Source organism: Kitasatospora sp. NPDC023176, from assembly GCF_055560495.1.
Genome location: NZ_JBVHIP010000010.1, coordinates 63,132 through 78,518 on the forward strand (window position 1 = coordinate 63,132; position 15,387 = coordinate 78,518).

The 15,387-nt window shown below is 75.5% G+C and carries 18 protein-coding genes and 1 pseudogene; 10 read left to right on the forward strand and 9 right to left on the reverse strand.

Annotated elements, in window-relative coordinates:
- Positions 1 to 20: 20 nt before the first annotated feature.
- On the reverse strand, positions 21 to 428 hold the full coding sequence (locus ACZ3YL_RS16455; protein ID WP_188306028.1) for a hypothetical protein: 408 nt from the start codon (positions 426 to 428) through the stop codon (positions 21 to 23).
- A 122-nt stretch (positions 429 to 550) separates the two neighbouring features.
- Entirely contained in the window at positions 551 to 1,078 is a 528-nt protein-coding gene (locus ACZ3YL_RS16460; protein ID WP_223242555.1) for an SDR family oxidoreductase, read from the reverse strand.
- 222 nt (positions 1,079 to 1,300) lie between these two features.
- On the opposite strand from ACZ3YL_RS16460, the gene ACZ3YL_RS16465 reads away from it, so the two are divergent.
- The 3 genes from ACZ3YL_RS16465 to ACZ3YL_RS16475 all read left to right on the forward strand — a co-directional run bounded on the left by ACZ3YL_RS16465 (position 1,301) and on the right by ACZ3YL_RS16475 (position 4,915).
- The gene (locus ACZ3YL_RS16465; protein ID WP_465657969.1) at positions 1,301 to 2,083 is read left to right on the forward strand and encodes a serine/threonine protein kinase; all 783 of its coding nucleotides are present in this window, start codon (positions 1,301 to 1,303) and stop codon (positions 2,081 to 2,083) included.
- Positions 2,080 to 3,714 carry a serine/threonine-protein kinase gene (locus tag ACZ3YL_RS16470; RefSeq protein ID WP_465657971.1) on the forward strand — a complete coding sequence of 545 codons (1,635 nt, stop codon included), beginning with the start codon at positions 2,080 to 2,082 and terminating at the stop codon, positions 3,712 to 3,714. Before ACZ3YL_RS16465 ends, ACZ3YL_RS16470 begins: the two co-directional genes overlap by 4 nt.
- A gap of 91 nt (positions 3,715 to 3,805) precedes the next feature.
- A complete protein-coding gene (locus tag ACZ3YL_RS16475; protein WP_188306731.1) occupies positions 3,806 to 4,915 on the forward strand; it encodes a calcium:cation antiporter in 1,110 nt (369 codons plus the stop codon).
- Positions 4,916 to 5,177: 262 nt separating this feature from the next.
- Here ACZ3YL_RS16475 and ACZ3YL_RS16480 read toward each other — a convergent pair whose 3' ends face one another.
- Positions 5,178 to 5,789 carry an LPXTG cell wall anchor domain-containing protein gene (locus tag ACZ3YL_RS16480; protein ID WP_188306737.1) on the reverse strand — a complete coding sequence of 204 codons (612 nt, stop codon included), beginning with the start codon at positions 5,787 to 5,789 and terminating at the stop codon, positions 5,178 to 5,180.
- Between ACZ3YL_RS16480 and ACZ3YL_RS16485 the strand changes: the two genes are divergently transcribed.
- The 3 genes from ACZ3YL_RS16485 to ACZ3YL_RS16495 all read left to right on the forward strand — a co-directional run bounded on the left by ACZ3YL_RS16485 (position 5,777) and on the right by ACZ3YL_RS16495 (position 8,718).
- On the forward strand, positions 5,777 to 7,090 hold the full coding sequence (locus tag ACZ3YL_RS16485; protein ID WP_188306732.1) for a geranylgeranyl reductase family protein: 1,314 nt from the start codon (positions 5,777 to 5,779) through the stop codon (positions 7,088 to 7,090). The two genes, ACZ3YL_RS16480 and ACZ3YL_RS16485, sit on opposite strands and share 13 nt — an antisense overlap.
- Before the next feature lie 209 nt (positions 7,091 to 7,299).
- The gene (locus ACZ3YL_RS16490) at positions 7,300 to 7,959 is read left to right on the forward strand and encodes a TNT domain-containing protein (protein WP_317621227.1); all 660 of its coding nucleotides are present in this window, start codon (positions 7,300 to 7,302) and stop codon (positions 7,957 to 7,959) included.
- Between the two features lie 96 nt (positions 7,960 to 8,055).
- Complete coding sequence (locus ACZ3YL_RS16495; RefSeq protein ID WP_465657974.1) at positions 8,056 to 8,718, forward strand: GNAT family N-acetyltransferase; 663 nt, start codon at positions 8,056 to 8,058, stop codon at positions 8,716 to 8,718.
- A gap of 108 nt (positions 8,719 to 8,826) precedes the next feature.
- Here ACZ3YL_RS16495 and ACZ3YL_RS16500 read toward each other — a convergent pair whose 3' ends face one another.
- Together ACZ3YL_RS16500 and ACZ3YL_RS16505 are read right to left on the reverse strand one after the other, a co-directional pair.
- Positions 8,827 to 9,216 (reverse strand): VOC family protein, encoded by a 390-nt coding sequence (locus ACZ3YL_RS16500; protein ID WP_188306733.1) that lies wholly within the window; start codon positions 9,214 to 9,216, stop codon positions 8,827 to 8,829.
- Positions 9,213 to 10,256 (reverse strand): hypothetical protein, encoded by a 1,044-nt coding sequence (locus ACZ3YL_RS16505; RefSeq protein ID WP_188306734.1) that lies wholly within the window; start codon positions 10,254 to 10,256, stop codon positions 9,213 to 9,215. The genes ACZ3YL_RS16500 and ACZ3YL_RS16505 overlap by 4 nt, the downstream gene beginning before the upstream one ends.
- A 182-nt stretch (positions 10,257 to 10,438) precedes the next feature.
- On the opposite strand from ACZ3YL_RS16505, the gene ACZ3YL_RS16510 reads away from it, so the two are divergent.
- The 4 genes from ACZ3YL_RS16510 (at position 10,439) to ACZ3YL_RS16525 (ending at position 12,301) form a co-directional block, all read left to right on the forward strand.
- Positions 10,439 to 10,882, forward strand: coding sequence for an HAD family hydrolase (locus ACZ3YL_RS16510; protein ID WP_465657977.1), 444 nt, complete (start codon positions 10,439 to 10,441; stop codon positions 10,880 to 10,882).
- Positions 10,883 to 10,948: 66 nt separating this feature from the next.
- Positions 10,949 to 11,383, forward strand: a complete 435-nt coding sequence (locus tag ACZ3YL_RS16515; protein WP_188303723.1) for a DUF3040 domain-containing protein — start codon at positions 10,949 to 10,951, stop codon at positions 11,381 to 11,383.
- 33 nt (positions 11,384 to 11,416) lie between these two features.
- Positions 11,417 to 11,713, forward strand: a complete 297-nt coding sequence (locus tag ACZ3YL_RS16520; protein ID WP_188303722.1) for a PRC-barrel domain containing protein — start codon at positions 11,417 to 11,419, stop codon at positions 11,711 to 11,713.
- Between the two features lie 3 nt (positions 11,714 to 11,716).
- Positions 11,717 to 12,301 carry a type 1 glutamine amidotransferase domain-containing protein gene (locus tag ACZ3YL_RS16525; RefSeq protein ID WP_465657979.1) on the forward strand — a complete coding sequence of 195 codons (585 nt, stop codon included), beginning with the start codon at positions 11,717 to 11,719 and terminating at the stop codon, positions 12,299 to 12,301.
- Positions 12,302 to 12,634: 333 nt separating this feature from the next.
- On the opposite strand, the gene ACZ3YL_RS16530 is transcribed toward ACZ3YL_RS16525, so the two are convergent.
- The 4 genes and pseudogenes from ACZ3YL_RS16530 to ACZ3YL_RS16545 all read right to left on the reverse strand — a co-directional run bounded on the left by ACZ3YL_RS16530 (position 12,635) and on the right by ACZ3YL_RS16545 (position 15,380).
- Entirely contained in the window at positions 12,635 to 13,489 is an 855-nt protein-coding gene (locus ACZ3YL_RS16530; protein WP_223241968.1) for an ATP-dependent DNA ligase, read from the reverse strand.
- Between the two features lie 96 nt (positions 13,490 to 13,585).
- Positions 13,586 to 14,458 (reverse strand): annotated as a pseudogene (ligD, locus tag ACZ3YL_RS16535) (non-homologous end-joining DNA ligase); the annotation flags it as partial.
- A gap of 152 nt (positions 14,459 to 14,610) precedes the next feature.
- Positions 14,611 to 14,964 (reverse strand): MmcQ/YjbR family DNA-binding protein, encoded by a 354-nt coding sequence (locus tag ACZ3YL_RS16540; protein WP_188303719.1) that lies wholly within the window; start codon positions 14,962 to 14,964, stop codon positions 14,611 to 14,613.
- A complete protein-coding gene (locus tag ACZ3YL_RS16545; RefSeq protein WP_188303718.1) occupies positions 14,961 to 15,380 on the reverse strand; it encodes a VOC family protein in 420 nt (139 codons plus the stop codon). Before ACZ3YL_RS16545 ends, ACZ3YL_RS16540 begins: the two co-directional genes overlap by 4 nt.
- Between the last annotated feature and the right edge of the window lie 7 nt (positions 15,381 to 15,387).

Below are 15,387 nucleotides of genomic sequence, written 5' to 3' on the forward strand. Positions count from 1 at the left end.
TCCCTCCGGAGCGGACTGGATCAGAACGGGTTGGTACAGGTGGTCACCTGCTTGCTGGCGTCCAGCGCCGGGCCGGCGGTGGCGCAGATGATGTGGGGGGCGGCGGCGGTGACCTTGGGGGTGACGGCCTGGGCGGAGCCGAGTCGGACGGTCGTCGCACTGGCGACCGTCTCCCACGGGCTGCCCCAGGCCTGCTGGGAGCGCACCTCTACCTGAACCATCGTCAACTGGTTGGGGTCCGCGTTGACCTGGGCGATGCCGACGATGCCCTCGCTGTCGGCCTGGTGCGTGATGCAGGGGCGGTTGAGCACCGTGGCGCAGGCCGCGGTGCCGGCCTCGGACGTCGCCGTGGCGGCCATGGCGGGGGCGGCGGACAGCCCTGCGATCCCTGCCACCGTCATCATCACGGCTGCAATCCGAGTGCGCATGATACGAACCTCCTTGGAATTTAAGGGAATCTCACTCCTTGAGATGAGTGTTGCACACATCCTGGAATCGGCGGATGTGCGTTGCGTCACACTCATGGTGACGGTTCAACTACTGGCTGCAATCATTCGCCGGATGTTCGGCGCCCGGACACGTCGCGGCCTGACGGACGATCAGTCCGTGGATCGGTTCGCGGGCGGCACGGCCGTCCGCCGCCGGCCGTCGCCCCGCCGTCCACCGGCGCCGACGCGCAGGTCTGACAACCGAAGTCGTCCGAGGTCAGGGCCATGATCGCGCGGGCGATCGCGTCCGGCCCGGGCATCCGCTCCAACCCGTCGGTGTTCAACGGACCGTAGGCCTTCCGGAACGCCGCCCAGGCCGCGTCCGGGATCCCCGGCGGGCGGACGAAGGCGGTGCCCGTGGTGCCGGGGAGGATCGCGTGGATCCTGATGCCCCGCGTCCCGTACGCCAATGCGGCCGCTTTGACCAGACCTTGAATCACCCTTTTCCTGGCTGTGTAGGCGCCGACGTCCGGCCGGGCCTGCTCGGCGGCCGAGGGCGGGGTGCGGACGGCCAACCCCCGTGACCGGCCTTTGCGGAGGTTCCGGGCAAGGCGCGTCGAGCCGTACCCGAAGTGGCTGAAGTCGTGCAAGATGAGGGGGAGTTGACGTCCACGGCCGCCGCCCTGGCAGCAGCCGCCCCGACCCCGCCTCGGCCGACCGGCCCCGAGGAGGAGCCGCCCTCCTCCCACTGCGGAGGCAACTCCCCGCCGGCCGTCCGGTGTTGGCCGTGGCCCTTCACTCGTCCGGGTGGCGCATTGCCACCGGGGCGAATCGGACGGATACCATCGAGCCGATCCCACGGAGGTGGCTGCGTGGACACGGTCATCGTGCAACTGCCCGGCCCGGGGCCGGACCTGGCGCCCGGCGCGGCGGGCGGCGGATCGTCCGGCGCGCCCGGACTGCTGCGGATGGGCCCCGGCGAGGCCTCGGTGTTCGGTCGCGGCGAGCCCGCCCGCCCGGTCGCCATCCCGCTGCCCGACCAGGGCGTCTCCCGTCGCGCGGGCGAGGTCGTCGCCGCCGAGGACTACTGGCGGCTGTCCAACTTCAGCACCACCGCCACCTATGTGGTGGAGAACCTCGAAGGCGCGGGGGAGCACATCAAGGTCGCCCCCGGACGCCTCGGCGCGCCCGTCCCCTTCGAACTCTCCCGCGTCCTGCTGCCCGCCCTCGGCGAACCCGCCACTTTCAAGGTCTTCGCCCCGCAGCACGCCTACCTGGACGGCCCGCCGGGCGGCACCGACGGCGAACGCACCGTCAGCCCCTTCGCCCTGGACCCGACTGCCAAGTACTTCCTGGTGCTGCTCGCGCTCTGCGAGCCCCGGCTGCGCTCGCCCTCCACCGCCGCCGTCCCCGGGGTGACCGAGGTGCTGGGCCGGCTGCGCGCCCTGCCCTCCTGTCGCGGGCTGACCCGCTCGGCGGTGAACTACCACATCGACTACCTGGTCGGCGCCAAACTGCGGCTGCGCGAGCCGTACGAGGAGGGCCCGGCCGGCGGCAAGCGCGAGGAACTGGTGGCCCTGGCCCTGCGGTTCGACCTCGTCCGGGAGGAACACCTCTCGCTGCTCCCGCCCCGGCGCCCGGTCACCCGGCCGTGACCCCCGCGGACCAGCCGGACGCCGACCAGCCGGACGCGGACCAGCCGGACGCCGACGGGCCGCACGCCGACGGGCTCGACACCGCGCAGCCGGAGGCCCCGCCGCCCGACACCGGGGGGCCCGGCACCGAGGCGCCCGACGACCGGCCCCCGGAGCGGCCCGGCGCCGCGCGGCCGCCCTTCGAGGTCCCCGACGGCTACCCGCTGGCCGGCTACCGCGCCGGCGCCTTCCTCGGCGCCGGCGCCTGGGGCAGCGTCTACGCCGCCGAGGGCCCGGACGGAACCCCGGTCGCCGTCAAGATCCTCGGCCCGGCCCGCTCCAGCCCCGGCCAGCGCCGCACCATGGCCCAGATGGCCGCCGGCGAGCTGCGCTTCAGCCGCCGCGCCGACCACCCCCACCTGATCCGCACCCTCGCCGTGGTCACCGTCGACGACCCCGGCCACCCCGAACTGGACGGCGCCGTCGCCCTGGTGATGGAACGCGCCGCCCACAGCCTCCAGGACCTCCTCGCCACCGCCCGCCCGGGCACGCCGCTGCCCGGCGCCGAACGCATCCTCACCGAGGTCTGCGCCGGGCTGACCCACATGCACCGGGCCGGCTGGGTGCACGGGGACCTCAAACCGGCCAACATCCTGCTGATGCCCGACGGCACCGCCAAGATCGCCGACTTCGGCCTGACCGCCGAGCTGGAGGGCACCCACGCCTACGCCCCGCCGCTCGGTTCGCCCGACCACGTCCCGCCCGAGTGGTGGTCCCAGCGCACCGGCGCGCGCGGGGTCGCCGTGCGCCCCAGCGCCGACGTCTGGGCCTTCGGGGTGATCGCCCACCAGCTGCTCACCGGCGGACTGCACCCCTTCCTCGGCGCCACCGCCCGGGCCCGCTCGCTGGCCGCCCAGTCGTACGCGCGCGGCGCCGCGCCGCTGCGGCTGGACCAGGCGCTGCCGGTCCGCTGGCGGCCGGTGGTGGCGGCCTGCCTGGCGTCCGGCCGGGAGGAGCGCGCCCGCACCGACCTCGCCGCGCTGGTCGCCCGCGCCACCGCCGGCCCGGGCGGGCGCCGCCGGACGCTGCGGGCCGGTGCCGCCCTGCTGGCCTGCGTGGCCGTCCTGTTCGCGCTGACCGGCGGCCCCGAGCCCGGAGGGCCGGGCGTCCACCGGGCCGCACCGCCGCTGCCCGGGGCGATCCCGGCCGGCTCCGACGTCCCGGTCGCCTACCGGAGCATGATCGAGGACGCCGCCCGGCGCTGCCCGGAGCCGGAGGTCACCCCGGTCCTGCTGGCCGCGATGCTCAAGGCGGAGAGCGGCTTCGACCCGAACGCGGCCCGCCCGGAGACCGGCGAGTACGGCATCGCGATGTGGACGCCCGCCGTCTTCGAGGCCTGGGCCAAGGCCGCCAACCACGCCGGCCCGAAGTCCTACCTGGACCCGGGAGACGCGATCGCCGCGATGGGCAACTACGTCTGCTGGCTCGACCAGCAGCTCAAGCGGCGAGGCTTCACCCGCGACCTGCCCGCCCTGGTCACCGCCGCCTACCGGACCAGCGACAAGACCGTGGCCGCCACCGGGGGCGTCCCCGAGCGGGTCCGACCGCACGTCGACAAGGTGCTCCGGTACCTGGCCGACTATGGCGGGTGACCGCGCATACCGGGATGAGTTGTGCTACATCCCCCCGTATCCCGGCGCGGGCACCCGGAGGACCGGCCTCCGGTCTGGGATCCTCGGGCGCATGATCACGAAGCTCCGCGCGGCCGCCGCGCAGTGGACCCTCGTCGTCCCGGTGGCGGCGTTCGTCGTCCTCGTCCTGACCTGGCACAAGGACCTGCCCGGCTGGGTGGTGGGCGTGGTCGCGTGCTTCCTGATCGCGGCCGTGCTGGCCGCCGTGCACCACGCCGAGGTGATCGCCCACTGGACCGGGGAGCCGTTCGGATCGCTGGTGCTCGCGGTGGCCGTCACCGTGATCGAGGTCGCGCTGATCGTCACCCTGATGGCCGACGGAGGCGACAAGTCCTCGACCCTCGCCCGGGACACCGTGTTCGCCGCCGTGATGATCACCTGCAACGGGATCATGGGCCTGTCCATCATCGTGGCCGCGGCCAAGTACCGCACCGCCGTCTTCAACGCCGAGGGCACCGGCACGGCGCTCGCCTGCATCGCCACCCTCGCGACCCTCAGCATGGTGCTGCCGACCTTCACCACCAGCACCCCCGGCCCGCAGTTCTCCACCACCCAGCTGAGCTACGCGGCCGTCGCCTCGCTCGTGGTGTACGGGCTGTTCGTGACCACCCAGACCCTGCGGCACCGGGACTACTTCCTGCCCGTCACCCCGGAGGGCAGGGTCCGCAGGATCGAGGAGGAGGACGACCACGCGACCCCGCCCACCCTCCGGGCCGCCGGGGTCAGCCTGCTGCTGCTCGCCGTCGCGCTGGTCGCGGTGGTGGGCCTGGCCAAGGGCGTCTCGCCGACCATCGAGTCCGCGGTGGCCGGTGCCGGGCTGCCGAACGCCGTGGTCGGCGTGGTGATCGCCATGATGGTGCTGCTGCCGGAGACCATCGCGGCCCTGCGCGCGGCCCTGCGCAACCGGGTCCAGACCAGCCTCAACCTGGCCCTCGGCTCGGCGCTCGCCAGCATCGGCCTGACCATCCCGGCGGTCGCCATCGCCTCCGCCTGGCTCTCCGGCCCGCTCGTCCTCGGCCTCGAACCCTCGCACCTGGTGCTGCTGACCCTGACGATCGTGCTCGGCACCCTGACCGTCATCCCGCGCCGGGCGACCCTGCTGCAGGGCGCGCTGCACCTGGGCGTCATGGCCGAGTTCGTGGTGCTGGCGGTGAATCCGTGACGAGGGTGAACCACTGAGGCCCTCCGGGCCGTCGAGATGAACGGAAGCCCCTGGCACGTCCCCCCGTGCGGTCAGGGGCTTCCGTCGTCTCCGGCCGTGACCGGCCTGGGAGGAGCGGGTCACGACCGGGAGTCCCCGGCCCACCGGTGATGCGGCGGGCCGGGGACTCGCTGATGGCCGCGGCTCAGACGCGGCCCGCGCCTCCCGGAGGGCTCAGACCCCCGGAGGCGGCGTCAGGGGCCTCCTCCGGAGGCCGGGTGCCTCAGGAGGAGGTGCGGCGACGGCGGGTGTAGACCACCGCGCCCGCGCCGGCGACCAGCAGCGCGGTGCCGACGCCCGCGTACAGCAGGGTGCCGTCGCTACCGGTGGTGGCCAGCTTCCTGCCGTCCGAGGCGGCGCCATCGGTACGGCAGGCCGGGACGAGCCTGCGCGGTGGGAGGGGGTCTCCGGTCGGCCACTGGACCGGGAGCCGGCCGCGTACGACGTGAGGGGCACAAAATTCCTCCAGTGGGAAACGTGACGCAAGGGAGGTTTGGCCGAAATACGGCGCTGAGGGCGATTGGTCCGGCTGGTCCCTCGCAACAATCCGATCACCCGGTTGTGGGGAAATCGTGCGTCCCGCAGGTATCCGAGGCGGTCGGGGCCGGCCGGCCCTGCCCCGGCGGACGGAACGGAGGCTCCGCGGGTGGCCGGTATTGGCCGGTCCGTGGCACGGGTCCGCGTGTCGGGGCGGCGGGCGGAAGCCGTGGTTCTCTATCGTCCGTCTGGAACCGCCCAGCCCACCGATTCCGTTGTGCGTGCGGCCGATCGCGCGAGCAGCCGGTCGAGCCGGCAGCCGATCCGACCCACGGGGAGTGCTCGATGCCCGGCCCAGAGCAGCAGGTGCGACCGGAGCGGCAGCGGCCCGCCCGGACCGAGGACAGCGCCGACGTCATCGTGGTCGGCGCCGGACCGGCCGGCTCCACCGCCGCCTACCACCTCGCCCGCACCGGCCTGGACGTGCTGCTGCTGGAGAAGTCCGCCTTCCCGCGCGAGAAGGTCTGCGGCGACGGTCTCACCCCGCGCACCGTCAAGCAGCTGGTCGACATGGGCATCGACGTCTCCGAGGAGGCCGGCTGGCTGCACAACAAGGGCCTGCGGCTGATCTCCGGACACCGCTCACTGGAGTTCGACTGGCCCGAGCTGTCCGCCTTCCCCGGCCACGGACTCGTGCGCCGGCGCGCCGACTTCGACGAACTGCTCGCCCGCAAGGCCGCGGCGGCCGGCGCCAGACTCATCGAACGGGCCAACGTGGCAGGCCCGCTGACGGACGAGCGGTCCGGCCGGATCACCGGCGTCAGCGCCAAGCTGGGCGAGGAGCGCCGGCCCGTCGAGTACCGGGCCCCGATCGTGGTCGCCGCGGACGGCAACTCCACCCGGCTCTCCGTCGCGATGAAGCGCTACCGGCGCACCGACCGCGCGATGGGCGTGGCCTACCGCACCTACTTCACCACCCCGCGCCACGAGGACCGCTACCTGGAGGCCTGGCTCGACCTGCGCGACCCCACCGACCCCGCCCACCGCCTGCTGCCCGGCTACGCCTGGGTGTTCGGCATGGGCGACGGCACCGCCAACGTCGGCCTCGGCGTCCTCGACACCGCCAAGACCGACCTCGACTGGCGGGACCTGCTGCGCCGCTGGTGCGCCGACCTCCCGCCCGGCTACGACTACCACCCCGAGGCCGTCACCGAGCCGATCCGCGGCTCCGCCCTCCCGATGGGCCTCAACCGCCAACCCCACTACGCCGACGGCCTGTTGCTGATCGGCGACGCGGGCGGCACGGTCAGCCCCGGCACCGGTGAGGGCATCGCCTACGCGATGGAGTCCGGCCGCCACGCCGCCGAGACCATCGTCCAGGCGCACGCCCGCCGCACCGACCGCGGCCGCGAACTCGCCCTGCGCGCCTACCCGCAGAGGCTGCGCTCCGCCTACGCGGGCTACTTCGCGCTCGGCCGGCTGGCCGCCGACCTGCTCGGCCGCCCCCGGCTGCTCGGCGCCGCCGGCGCCGCCGGGCTGGGCCACCCGGCGCTGCTGAAGGTGGCGTTCCGGCTGATGGTCAACCTGACCGAACCGAACTCCAAGGACGCCCTGGACCGGCTGCTCCACCTGCTCGGGCGGGTCGCCCCGGGGCGGTGAGGCCGACGCCGGAATCGCTCATTCTTTCGGGTGAGTGGTTCCGGCGTCCCGGGCTTGGCCGAAACCGGGGAAATCGGCACGCCGTCCGCCAGGTCGTGTTGACGAATGATCAGCAGATCCGCTTGCCTTGTGCCGAACCGGACACGGAGGGTGAGCACAGCGCCCCCTCCGTGCGGACGTTCCCGACCGACCCCTACGACGGAGACACCGTGCGCCTTCGCCTTCGCCTGCTCGTCGCGCCCCTCGCCGCAGCCGCCGCCCTGACCGCCGTGAGCATCCCCGCCGCGGCCGCCGACCCGAGGGCGGCCACCCCGTCCGACCAGTGCTCCGCGGCCTTCGAGCACGACGATCCGCGCCTCGGCCCCCAGGACCTCCCGACCACCGGCCCCGTCGGCCGCCAGCTCCTCGGCTATCAGCGCACCGGCGGCGCCAGCGACCAGGACTTCCTGGCCCAGTACTACGACCCGAGCGCGAACGGCGGCAAGGGCGGCTGGAAGTACCCGCCCGCCGACGGCTACGCCACCCTGCCCGACGGCACCCCGGTCGAGTTCGACCTCACGCTCTACCCGAACCAGAACATCGACCGCTACGGCAGCGAGTACGGGGCCTTCCTCGCCCCCGAGGGCCTGCCCTACGCCGACCGCGCCATCCCGCCGCAGAGCCTCGACGGCACCCCCGCGGCCGGCTGCAACTACCACGACTACAAGGTGGTCAAGCCGTTCACGGTGCACGCCGGGCCCATCGCCCCCTGGTTCAACCAGCCCGGCTGGGGCCTGCAGTACCAGCTCGACGCGACCCTCCTCCCCGGCGGCCCGGCCAAGCTCAACGTGCTCTGGCTGGTGGAGAACGGCTACCTCGCCCGGATCTGACCGGACGTCACCGTCCGGCGGCCGACCGCCGGACGGGCCGTCGCCCACCCGGAAATTCGCTGGCGGGGACGGCGCGGCGGGAGGTAGGAAGGCGGGGTGACCACCAGCAACCCGGCGACCGACCGGCGCCTCTTCCAGCCCGCCGTCCTCGACCTCGGAGACGCCCTGCTCCGCCCCTGGGGCCGCGCCCTCGACCTGCCCGGCGGCACCCTCGCCGCGGTGTCGGCGGCCGCCGCGGACCAGGAGGTCGCCCGCTGGAACCCGCTGCGCGACGCCACCGACCCGGCCGGCGCCGGCGCCTACCTCGACCGCGCCGACGAGCGCTGGGCCGACGGCGACACCGCCTGCTTCGCCATCACCGACGCCGCCGACGGCCGGCTCCACGGAAACGTCGCCCTGCAATGGACCGACCGGGCCGAGGGCATCGCCATGGTCGGCTACTGGCTGCTCGCCGCCGCCCGCGGCCGCGGCCTCGCCACCCGTGCCACCACCGCCGTCACCCGGTGGGGCGTCCGCACCGCCGGCGTCCGCCGCATCGAGCTCTACCACGCCGTCGGCAACGACCCCTCCTGCGGCGTCGCCACCCGGGCCGGCTTCCCGTACGAGGGCACCCTGCGGGCCTCCTACCGCAGCGGCGACGGCCCCTACCACGACGAGCACCTGCACGCCCGCCTGGCGACCGACCCGGAGCCGGACGCCGACCGACCGCGTGCCGGATCCGTGATCGCGGGCGGTCCGAAGGCTGCTGACGGAACGTGAGGAACCCGGGCGGCCGGCACCCCGCCGGTGCACCGCACCGCTGCACCAGGCCGGCAGGCCCGAACCCGGCCCGGCGGCTGCGCCTGGCCGAGGCGTTCGTCCCGGCGGCTAACGGTGGTACTGGGCGAGCTGGATGAGGTTGCCGCAGGTGTCGTCCAGCACCGCGACGGTGACCGGACCCATCGCCGTCGGCTCCTGGGCGAACCGCACCCCGAGCCGGTGCAGGCGGTCGTACTCGGCGTGCACGTTGTCCACCGCGAACTGGGCGGCCGGGATGCCGTCCTCGACCAGCGCGGTCTTGTACGGGCCGACGGCGCGGTGGTGGTCGGGCTCCAGCAGCAGTTCGGTGCCGTCCGGCTGTTCGGGGGAGACCACGGTGAGCCACCGGTGCTCGCCGACCGGCACGTCCTCCTTCTTCAGGAAGCCCAGCACCTCGGTGTAGAAGCGCAGCGCCTTGCCCTGGTCGTCGACGAACACGGTGGTCAGGTTGATCCTCATGGGGAGTCCTCCGAAGTGCCCGGATGGTGGCGACGGTTGCCGAGCCGATCGTAGATCGCGTGCAGCCAGGGCTGCCGGACGGCGGGCAACCGGGCGAGGCGGTGGCTCAGCAGGTACCGGTCGGGCTCGAACAGCCACCCCGGGCGCAGCGGCAGCGGGTCGTCGCGCTCCTCCCCGGCGGGCAGCCTGGTCGTGCGGCGGGCCGGCGGGAAGGCCAGGTACGTCCACACCGCGGCGTCCAGCGGGACGGGCACCGCGCCGTGGCCGGCGGGCGGCTGCCAGGCGGCGCCCGTCCACGGGTGGCGGGGGACGAGCGCGATGTCCGGGGCCGGGGCGGGGGTGAGGCCGGGCCCGGCCAGGCCCAGGGTGCGGGCCGGGGCGCCGGCGGGGAGCAGCCGCCGCAGGGTGCGGCCGAAGGTCTCGGTGAGCAGGCCCGGAGGCACGGCCACCGGCTCTCCGCCGGAGGCCGCCAGCACCTCGGCCAGGGCCGCCCCGACCGTGGCGGTCCAGCGGTCGTTCCACCAGCCGTCCGGCTCGACCGGCGGCAGCGGCGGCACCGCCCAGCCGTCCCCGGCCGGGCGGGCCGGGCCCTCGACCGGCAACCGCCACACGGCCCGCGGGTGGAGCCACACCGCCTGCCACTGGTAGCAGTCGTCGATCCGGGCGCCGACCGTGCGCCCGCACCCCTCGCAGGCGAGGTTCGGACTCCCGGCCGCCGCGCAGCAGCCGTCGCACCGCTCGGGGATCAGCACGGTCCCGCGGGTGTCGCCCGGGGCCAGCAGCACCGCGCCGCCGGACCCGCACCACAGGCCGTCGACCGGCGCGTACACGCCCCGCGCGACGGCCTCCGCGACCGTGATCTCGGCCCAGGGCCGCCAGGGCGGCTCGGACGGTTCCGGGTCGACGGCGAAGGTGCCCGGTTCCAGCAGCGGCGGCAGGTACCTGTGCCCGCCCTGGCGGTGGGCGTGCGGCGGCAGCGCCACCTCCGCCACCGGCACCGTCAGCTCCGTACCGCACCCCGCGCACGCGAACACCGCCACGCGCTCTCCCCCCGCTCGCCCGTGAACACCCGGAGTATTCCGGCCCGGGCGCCGGCCGCCAAGCGGATTTCGCCCGCCGCGGCGCCCGATGCCGACAGGCTGCGCGCCGGGCCGGGGACCGTCCTAACCTGGAAGGGCGCGCACGGTGCGTGGCCTGCGGCGGAAGCACGGGAGAGACGGCCATGACGGTGATCTCGGCGGCCCTCATCGGTACCGACTGGCAGCCCCGGCTGCCCGGCGGCGCCGAGCTGCTGCGCGAGTGCGCCGCACGGGGCTGGACGGTCGTGCTGACCGGCCCCGGGCCGGCCGGGGCGCCCGCCCTGACCGTGACCGCCCCCGGTAGTGACCCGGTACGGGCCGCGCTGGCCCTGGTGGACGGCGCGCCCTCGCACGCCGTGGCCGTGGCCGGGAGCGTGCGCGAGGTGCGGGCGGCGCGGCGGGCCGGGGTGCCCTGCGTCGCCCTGGAGGCCGGCGGGGACGCCAGCCCCGAGCTGCGGGCGGCCGGCGCGGCCGAGGTGCACCGCGACGCCGCCGCCCTGCTGCGTGTCCTGGATGACAGCCTGCTCGCCCGTCCCCGGGCCTTCGGGCGCGTGGCCGCCGCAACAGGCGGTCCCCGGAACGGTTAACGCCAGCCCGTACCGGGCAACCGCCCGGGTGCGAGCACGTCACCGGAAGTGTCGGAGGTGACCGAGATGGACGGACCCGCGTTGAGCGGATGGGAGCGGCGGCTCCTCGAGGAGATCGAGTCCGATCTGCGCCAGGACACGCGTCTCGACCGGAAGTTGAGCACGATGGGGGCGGGGCGGCCGAACCGGGTGCTGGCCGCGCTGCGCAGCGCCGGGCGCCGGATCTCGGCCGGGGTGGTGCTGACCGTGCTGGTGATGACGGCGATCTGCGCCGGCATCGGCGTGCGCACCCCGGCGACCGCCGTGCTGATCGCCCTCGGGGTGGTCTGGGCGGCCTCGGTGGCGGCGGCGGTGGCCGCCACGGCGCTGTTGCGGCGGCGCCGGGGACCGGGCCGGGGCTACACCGTCGACCAGGACCGGCCGGACCGGCGCGAGCGTGGTGAGGGCGGGGAGGGTCGTGAAGGTCGTGAACGCCGGCCCTGGGACCGCCCGGAGGCGTGACCCGAGGATGGACCGAACCACCGAGAGGTGCACATGAGTACCGACCTGTGGGAGTACCGACCGGGCTCCCACCCCGCCGCCGACCCCACCCTGGTCGGGTACGAGGTGCAGGCCACCGACGGCCCGCTCGGCCGGGTCGACCAGGACGCCGGCGACCACCTGATGGTCGACGCCGGCCCCTGGGTACCGGGCACCCGGGTGCTCGTCCCGGTCGGCATGGTCGCCCGGATCGACCACCTGGACCGCGCCGTCCACCTCGACTGCCCCCGGGCCCGGCTCGGCACCGTCCCACCGCCCGCCGAGGACCTCACCGCCTGCCGCCGGACCTGAGCCATGGGCTGGCCGTCCACCACCCTGACCGGTCGGACGATCGCCTTCCTGGTCGCCCCCTACGGCGCCGAACAGCGGGAACTGGCCTCGCCCTGGCAGGCCGTCGTCGAGTCCGGCGGCCTCCCGCGGCTGCTCTCCACCGCCCCGGGCCGGGTCCAGGCCGTCCGGAGCGAGGCGCTCGGGGACACCTTCGCGGTGGACGGCCTGGTAGCGGAGGCGGATCCGGCCGCCTACGACGGGCTGGTGCTGCCCGGCGGCGTCGCCAACCCGGACCGGCTGCGGCTGGACCGGGCCGCGGTCGCCTTCGTCCACGCCTGCTGCGTCACCGGCCGCCCCGTCGCGGCGATCTGCCACGCGGCCTGGACGCTGATCGAGGCCGACGCCGTCCGCGGCCGGACCCTCACCTCCTGGCCCAGCCTGCGGACAGACCTGGTCAACGCGGGCGCCCACTGGGTGGACGAGGAGGTGCACGTCTGCCGGGAGGGGCCCGGCCCGCTGGTGACCAGCCGCAGGCCGGGGGACCTGCCGGTGTTCGAGGACACCCTGGTCACCGAGTTCGCCCACGCGGCGGCCGAGCGGCGGAACTGAGCCGCCTCCTCAGGCCCTTCAGACCATGACGAGCGTGCACGCGGCCCGGTGGACGCCGTCGCCCTCCGGGGCGGGGCCTGTCGGCAGGTGAACCGGGCGCCGGGCAGGTGTCGGCCGGAGTGATGCCCAACCGCTGGGCCGGGGTGGCGGCGACGGTCGTGCCCGGGGCAGTGGAGCCGTCCGCGACCTGGCGGCGGACGGGCGCCCCGAACACCTCGGGCAGATCGTCGTGGCGACGTGCGGCGCTGAGGGAGCCGGCGGTGTACGGCGCTGAGGGAGTGCTCCGGGAAGCGCCCGCACCGTCCGGCCCGGCGCGCGGGTCGGTTCCCGCGGTCAGTCCCCGCGCAGCCGGACGAAGGTGGCGGTGGGCGGGCGGCCGGTGAGGGTGAGTTCGGCGCGCAGCGGGGCGGTGAGCGGGTGCACCTGGCCGTGGTCGGGGTCGGTGGCGGGCGGGCCGAGCAGCGGGCCGGCCGCCCGGGCGACCTCGCGGGCCTGGACGGGGGTCAGCCGGGGGCTGGTCAGCAGCACCCGGCCGTCGTCCAGCCGCAGCACCAGGGCGTGCGGCCGGGCCGCCGGGCCGGTGAGGGCGCTGACGGTGGCGTCCACGGTGTCGGAGCGCCGGTACTTGACCCAGCCGTGGCCGGCGCCGCGCGCGCGGTACGGGGAGGCGGCGGCCTTGCACACCAGGCCCTCCACGCCGGTGTCGGCCAGCCGCGCCATCCACTCCAGCGCCTCCGCCCGGTCGGTGGTGGCCAGGACGGGCTGGATCGGCGGCGGGACGTCGGCCAGGGCGGCGAGCAGCAGCCGGCGCCGGTCGGTGAGCGGGAGGCGCCGGACGTCGCGGCCGGGCAGCGCGAGCAGGTCGAAGGCGATCAGCCCGAGGGCGACGTCCGGGGCAGCGGCCCGGGACCGGCGGGTGTGCAGCAGCTCCTCGAAGGCGAACCGGCCGGCCCGCCAGGCGACGAGTTCGGCGTCCAGCACCAGCCCCTCCGGCAGCCGGGCGACGGCGGCGGCGATCGGCGGAAACTCGGGGGCGAGGTCGCGGCCGCTGCGGGACTGCAGGAACGCCGGGCGGTCGCCGCGGGCGAAGGCGACGCAGCGGAAGCCGTCCAGTTTCAGCTCGTACTGGACGCCGCCCCCGCCCAGCCCGTCGGCGGGCGGCACGGCGGGGACGGCGACGGGGCGCATCACCCCGACGGGCGGGTGCAGCACCTGTACCTGCCGGGGTTCCGTGGATGCGGCGGGTTTCGTGAGTGCGGCGGATGCGGCGGACACGGAGGGCGAGGAGGGCAGTGGCCGGGCCTGCTCCGGGTCCAGCAGCGGCGCGAACAGGTCGCCGTGCGCCGCCAGCCGTCCCGGCAGCTCGGCCAGGGTGAAGACCAGCTCCGCCTCCCCGCGGGCCCGCTCCAGCTCGGCCCAGGTGAGCGGGGTGGAGACCGTCGGCAGCGGCCGGGCGCGCAGCGTGTACGGGGCGGCGGTGGTCTTCTTGGCGTTGTTCTGCGACCAGTCGACCAGCACCCGGCCGCGCCGCCGGGCCTTGGCCATGGTGTGCACCGCCAGCTCCGGGTGCTCCGCCTCCAGGGCGGCGGCCAGCGCCTTCGCGTACCCGGACACCTCGGCGCTGGGGGTGGGCTCGATCGGCACCAGCAGGTGCAGGCCCTTGGAGCCGGAGGTCTTCACCCAGGCCGACAGGCCGTCCGCGGCCAGCCGCTCGCGCAGCAGCAGCGCGACCGCCCGGCAGGTCAGCACGTCGGCGCCCTCGCCCGGGTCGAGGTCCAGGACCAGCCGGTCCGCCAGCCCGGGCGCGGCGGCGTGCCACTGCGGGACGTGCAGCTCCAGGCAGCCCAGGTTGGCGACGGCCAGCAGGGCCGCGCCGTTCTCCAGCACCACCTGGCGCAGCCGCTCGCCGCTGGTCGGCACGTCCACCGTGCGCACCCAGTCCGGGGTGCCGGGCGGCGGGTTCTTGGCGACGAACACCTCCGCCTCGACGCCGTCCGGGCAGCGCAGGAAGGACACCGGGCGGTCGCGCAGATGGGGGAGCAGGGCGGTGTGCACGGCGGCGTAGTAGCGCAGCACGTCGCCCTTGAGGGTGCCGATGCTCGGGTAGTACACCTTGTCGAGGTGGGACAGGGCGAGGGTGTGTCCGTCCACCGTCATCTGCGGCACGGTCGGTCTCCGAAGGCTCCTACGGGTGGCCCCCGCAGCCAGTCTGCCCCGGCGCGGCGCCCACCGCCCGGGGCGGCCACCGCCGCCGGGGCCTGTCATCGCCCGGGCCTGTCACCCCCGGGGCCTATCACCGCCCGGGGCCGTCAGCGCCGCGCGGGGCCGACCAGGGCGTGGGCGTCCGCGACCAGGTCCTCGATCCGCGCCCAGTCCGGCTCCGGGCCGTCCAGGTAGGCGCCCAGCCAGCCCCGGTGCCCGACGTACGGCGGGCGGAAGTAGCGGGCCGGGTCCTGCCCGACCAGCCGCTCCTGGGCGCCGCCGGGCGCCGCGCACCAGAAGGCCAGCCGGTCGTCGTGGTGGTGGTCCGAGAGCATCACGAACACCCGGGCCCGGCGGCCGGAGCCCGTGAACCAGGTCGGCTCCCCGTGGCTGACTCGCTCCTCGACCTCCGGCAGCGCCAGGCAGAGCGCCCGCAGCCGGTCCACCGGGGTGGGCGTCACCGGGACGGCATGGGCCGGGGCGCGCCCGGATAGGTGCCGAAGTACCAGTGGTTGCCCTCCGGGTCGGCGGCGGCGAAGTCGCGCGAGCCGTAGTCCGTCTCGGTCAGCCCGGTGGTGATCCGGGCCCCGGCGGCGACGGCCCGGGCGTGCACGCCGTCCGGGTCGGCGGTGACCACGTACGCGCTGAAGCTGCCCGGCTCGCCCCGCCACTGGCCCGGCGCCGTCTCGCGCACCGAGCCGAGCATCACGCCGCCGCCCTCCGGCCAGGCCAGCTCGGCGTGGGCGACGAAGCCGTCCTCCCCGTAGCTGACCACCTCCCGGAAGCCGAAGGCGTCCGACAGGAAGCGGATCAGGGCCCGGGCGTCGTTCGCGCGCAGGGTGGGCCAGACCTGCGGGGCAGGGGTCTCGGTGTCCATGACCGTC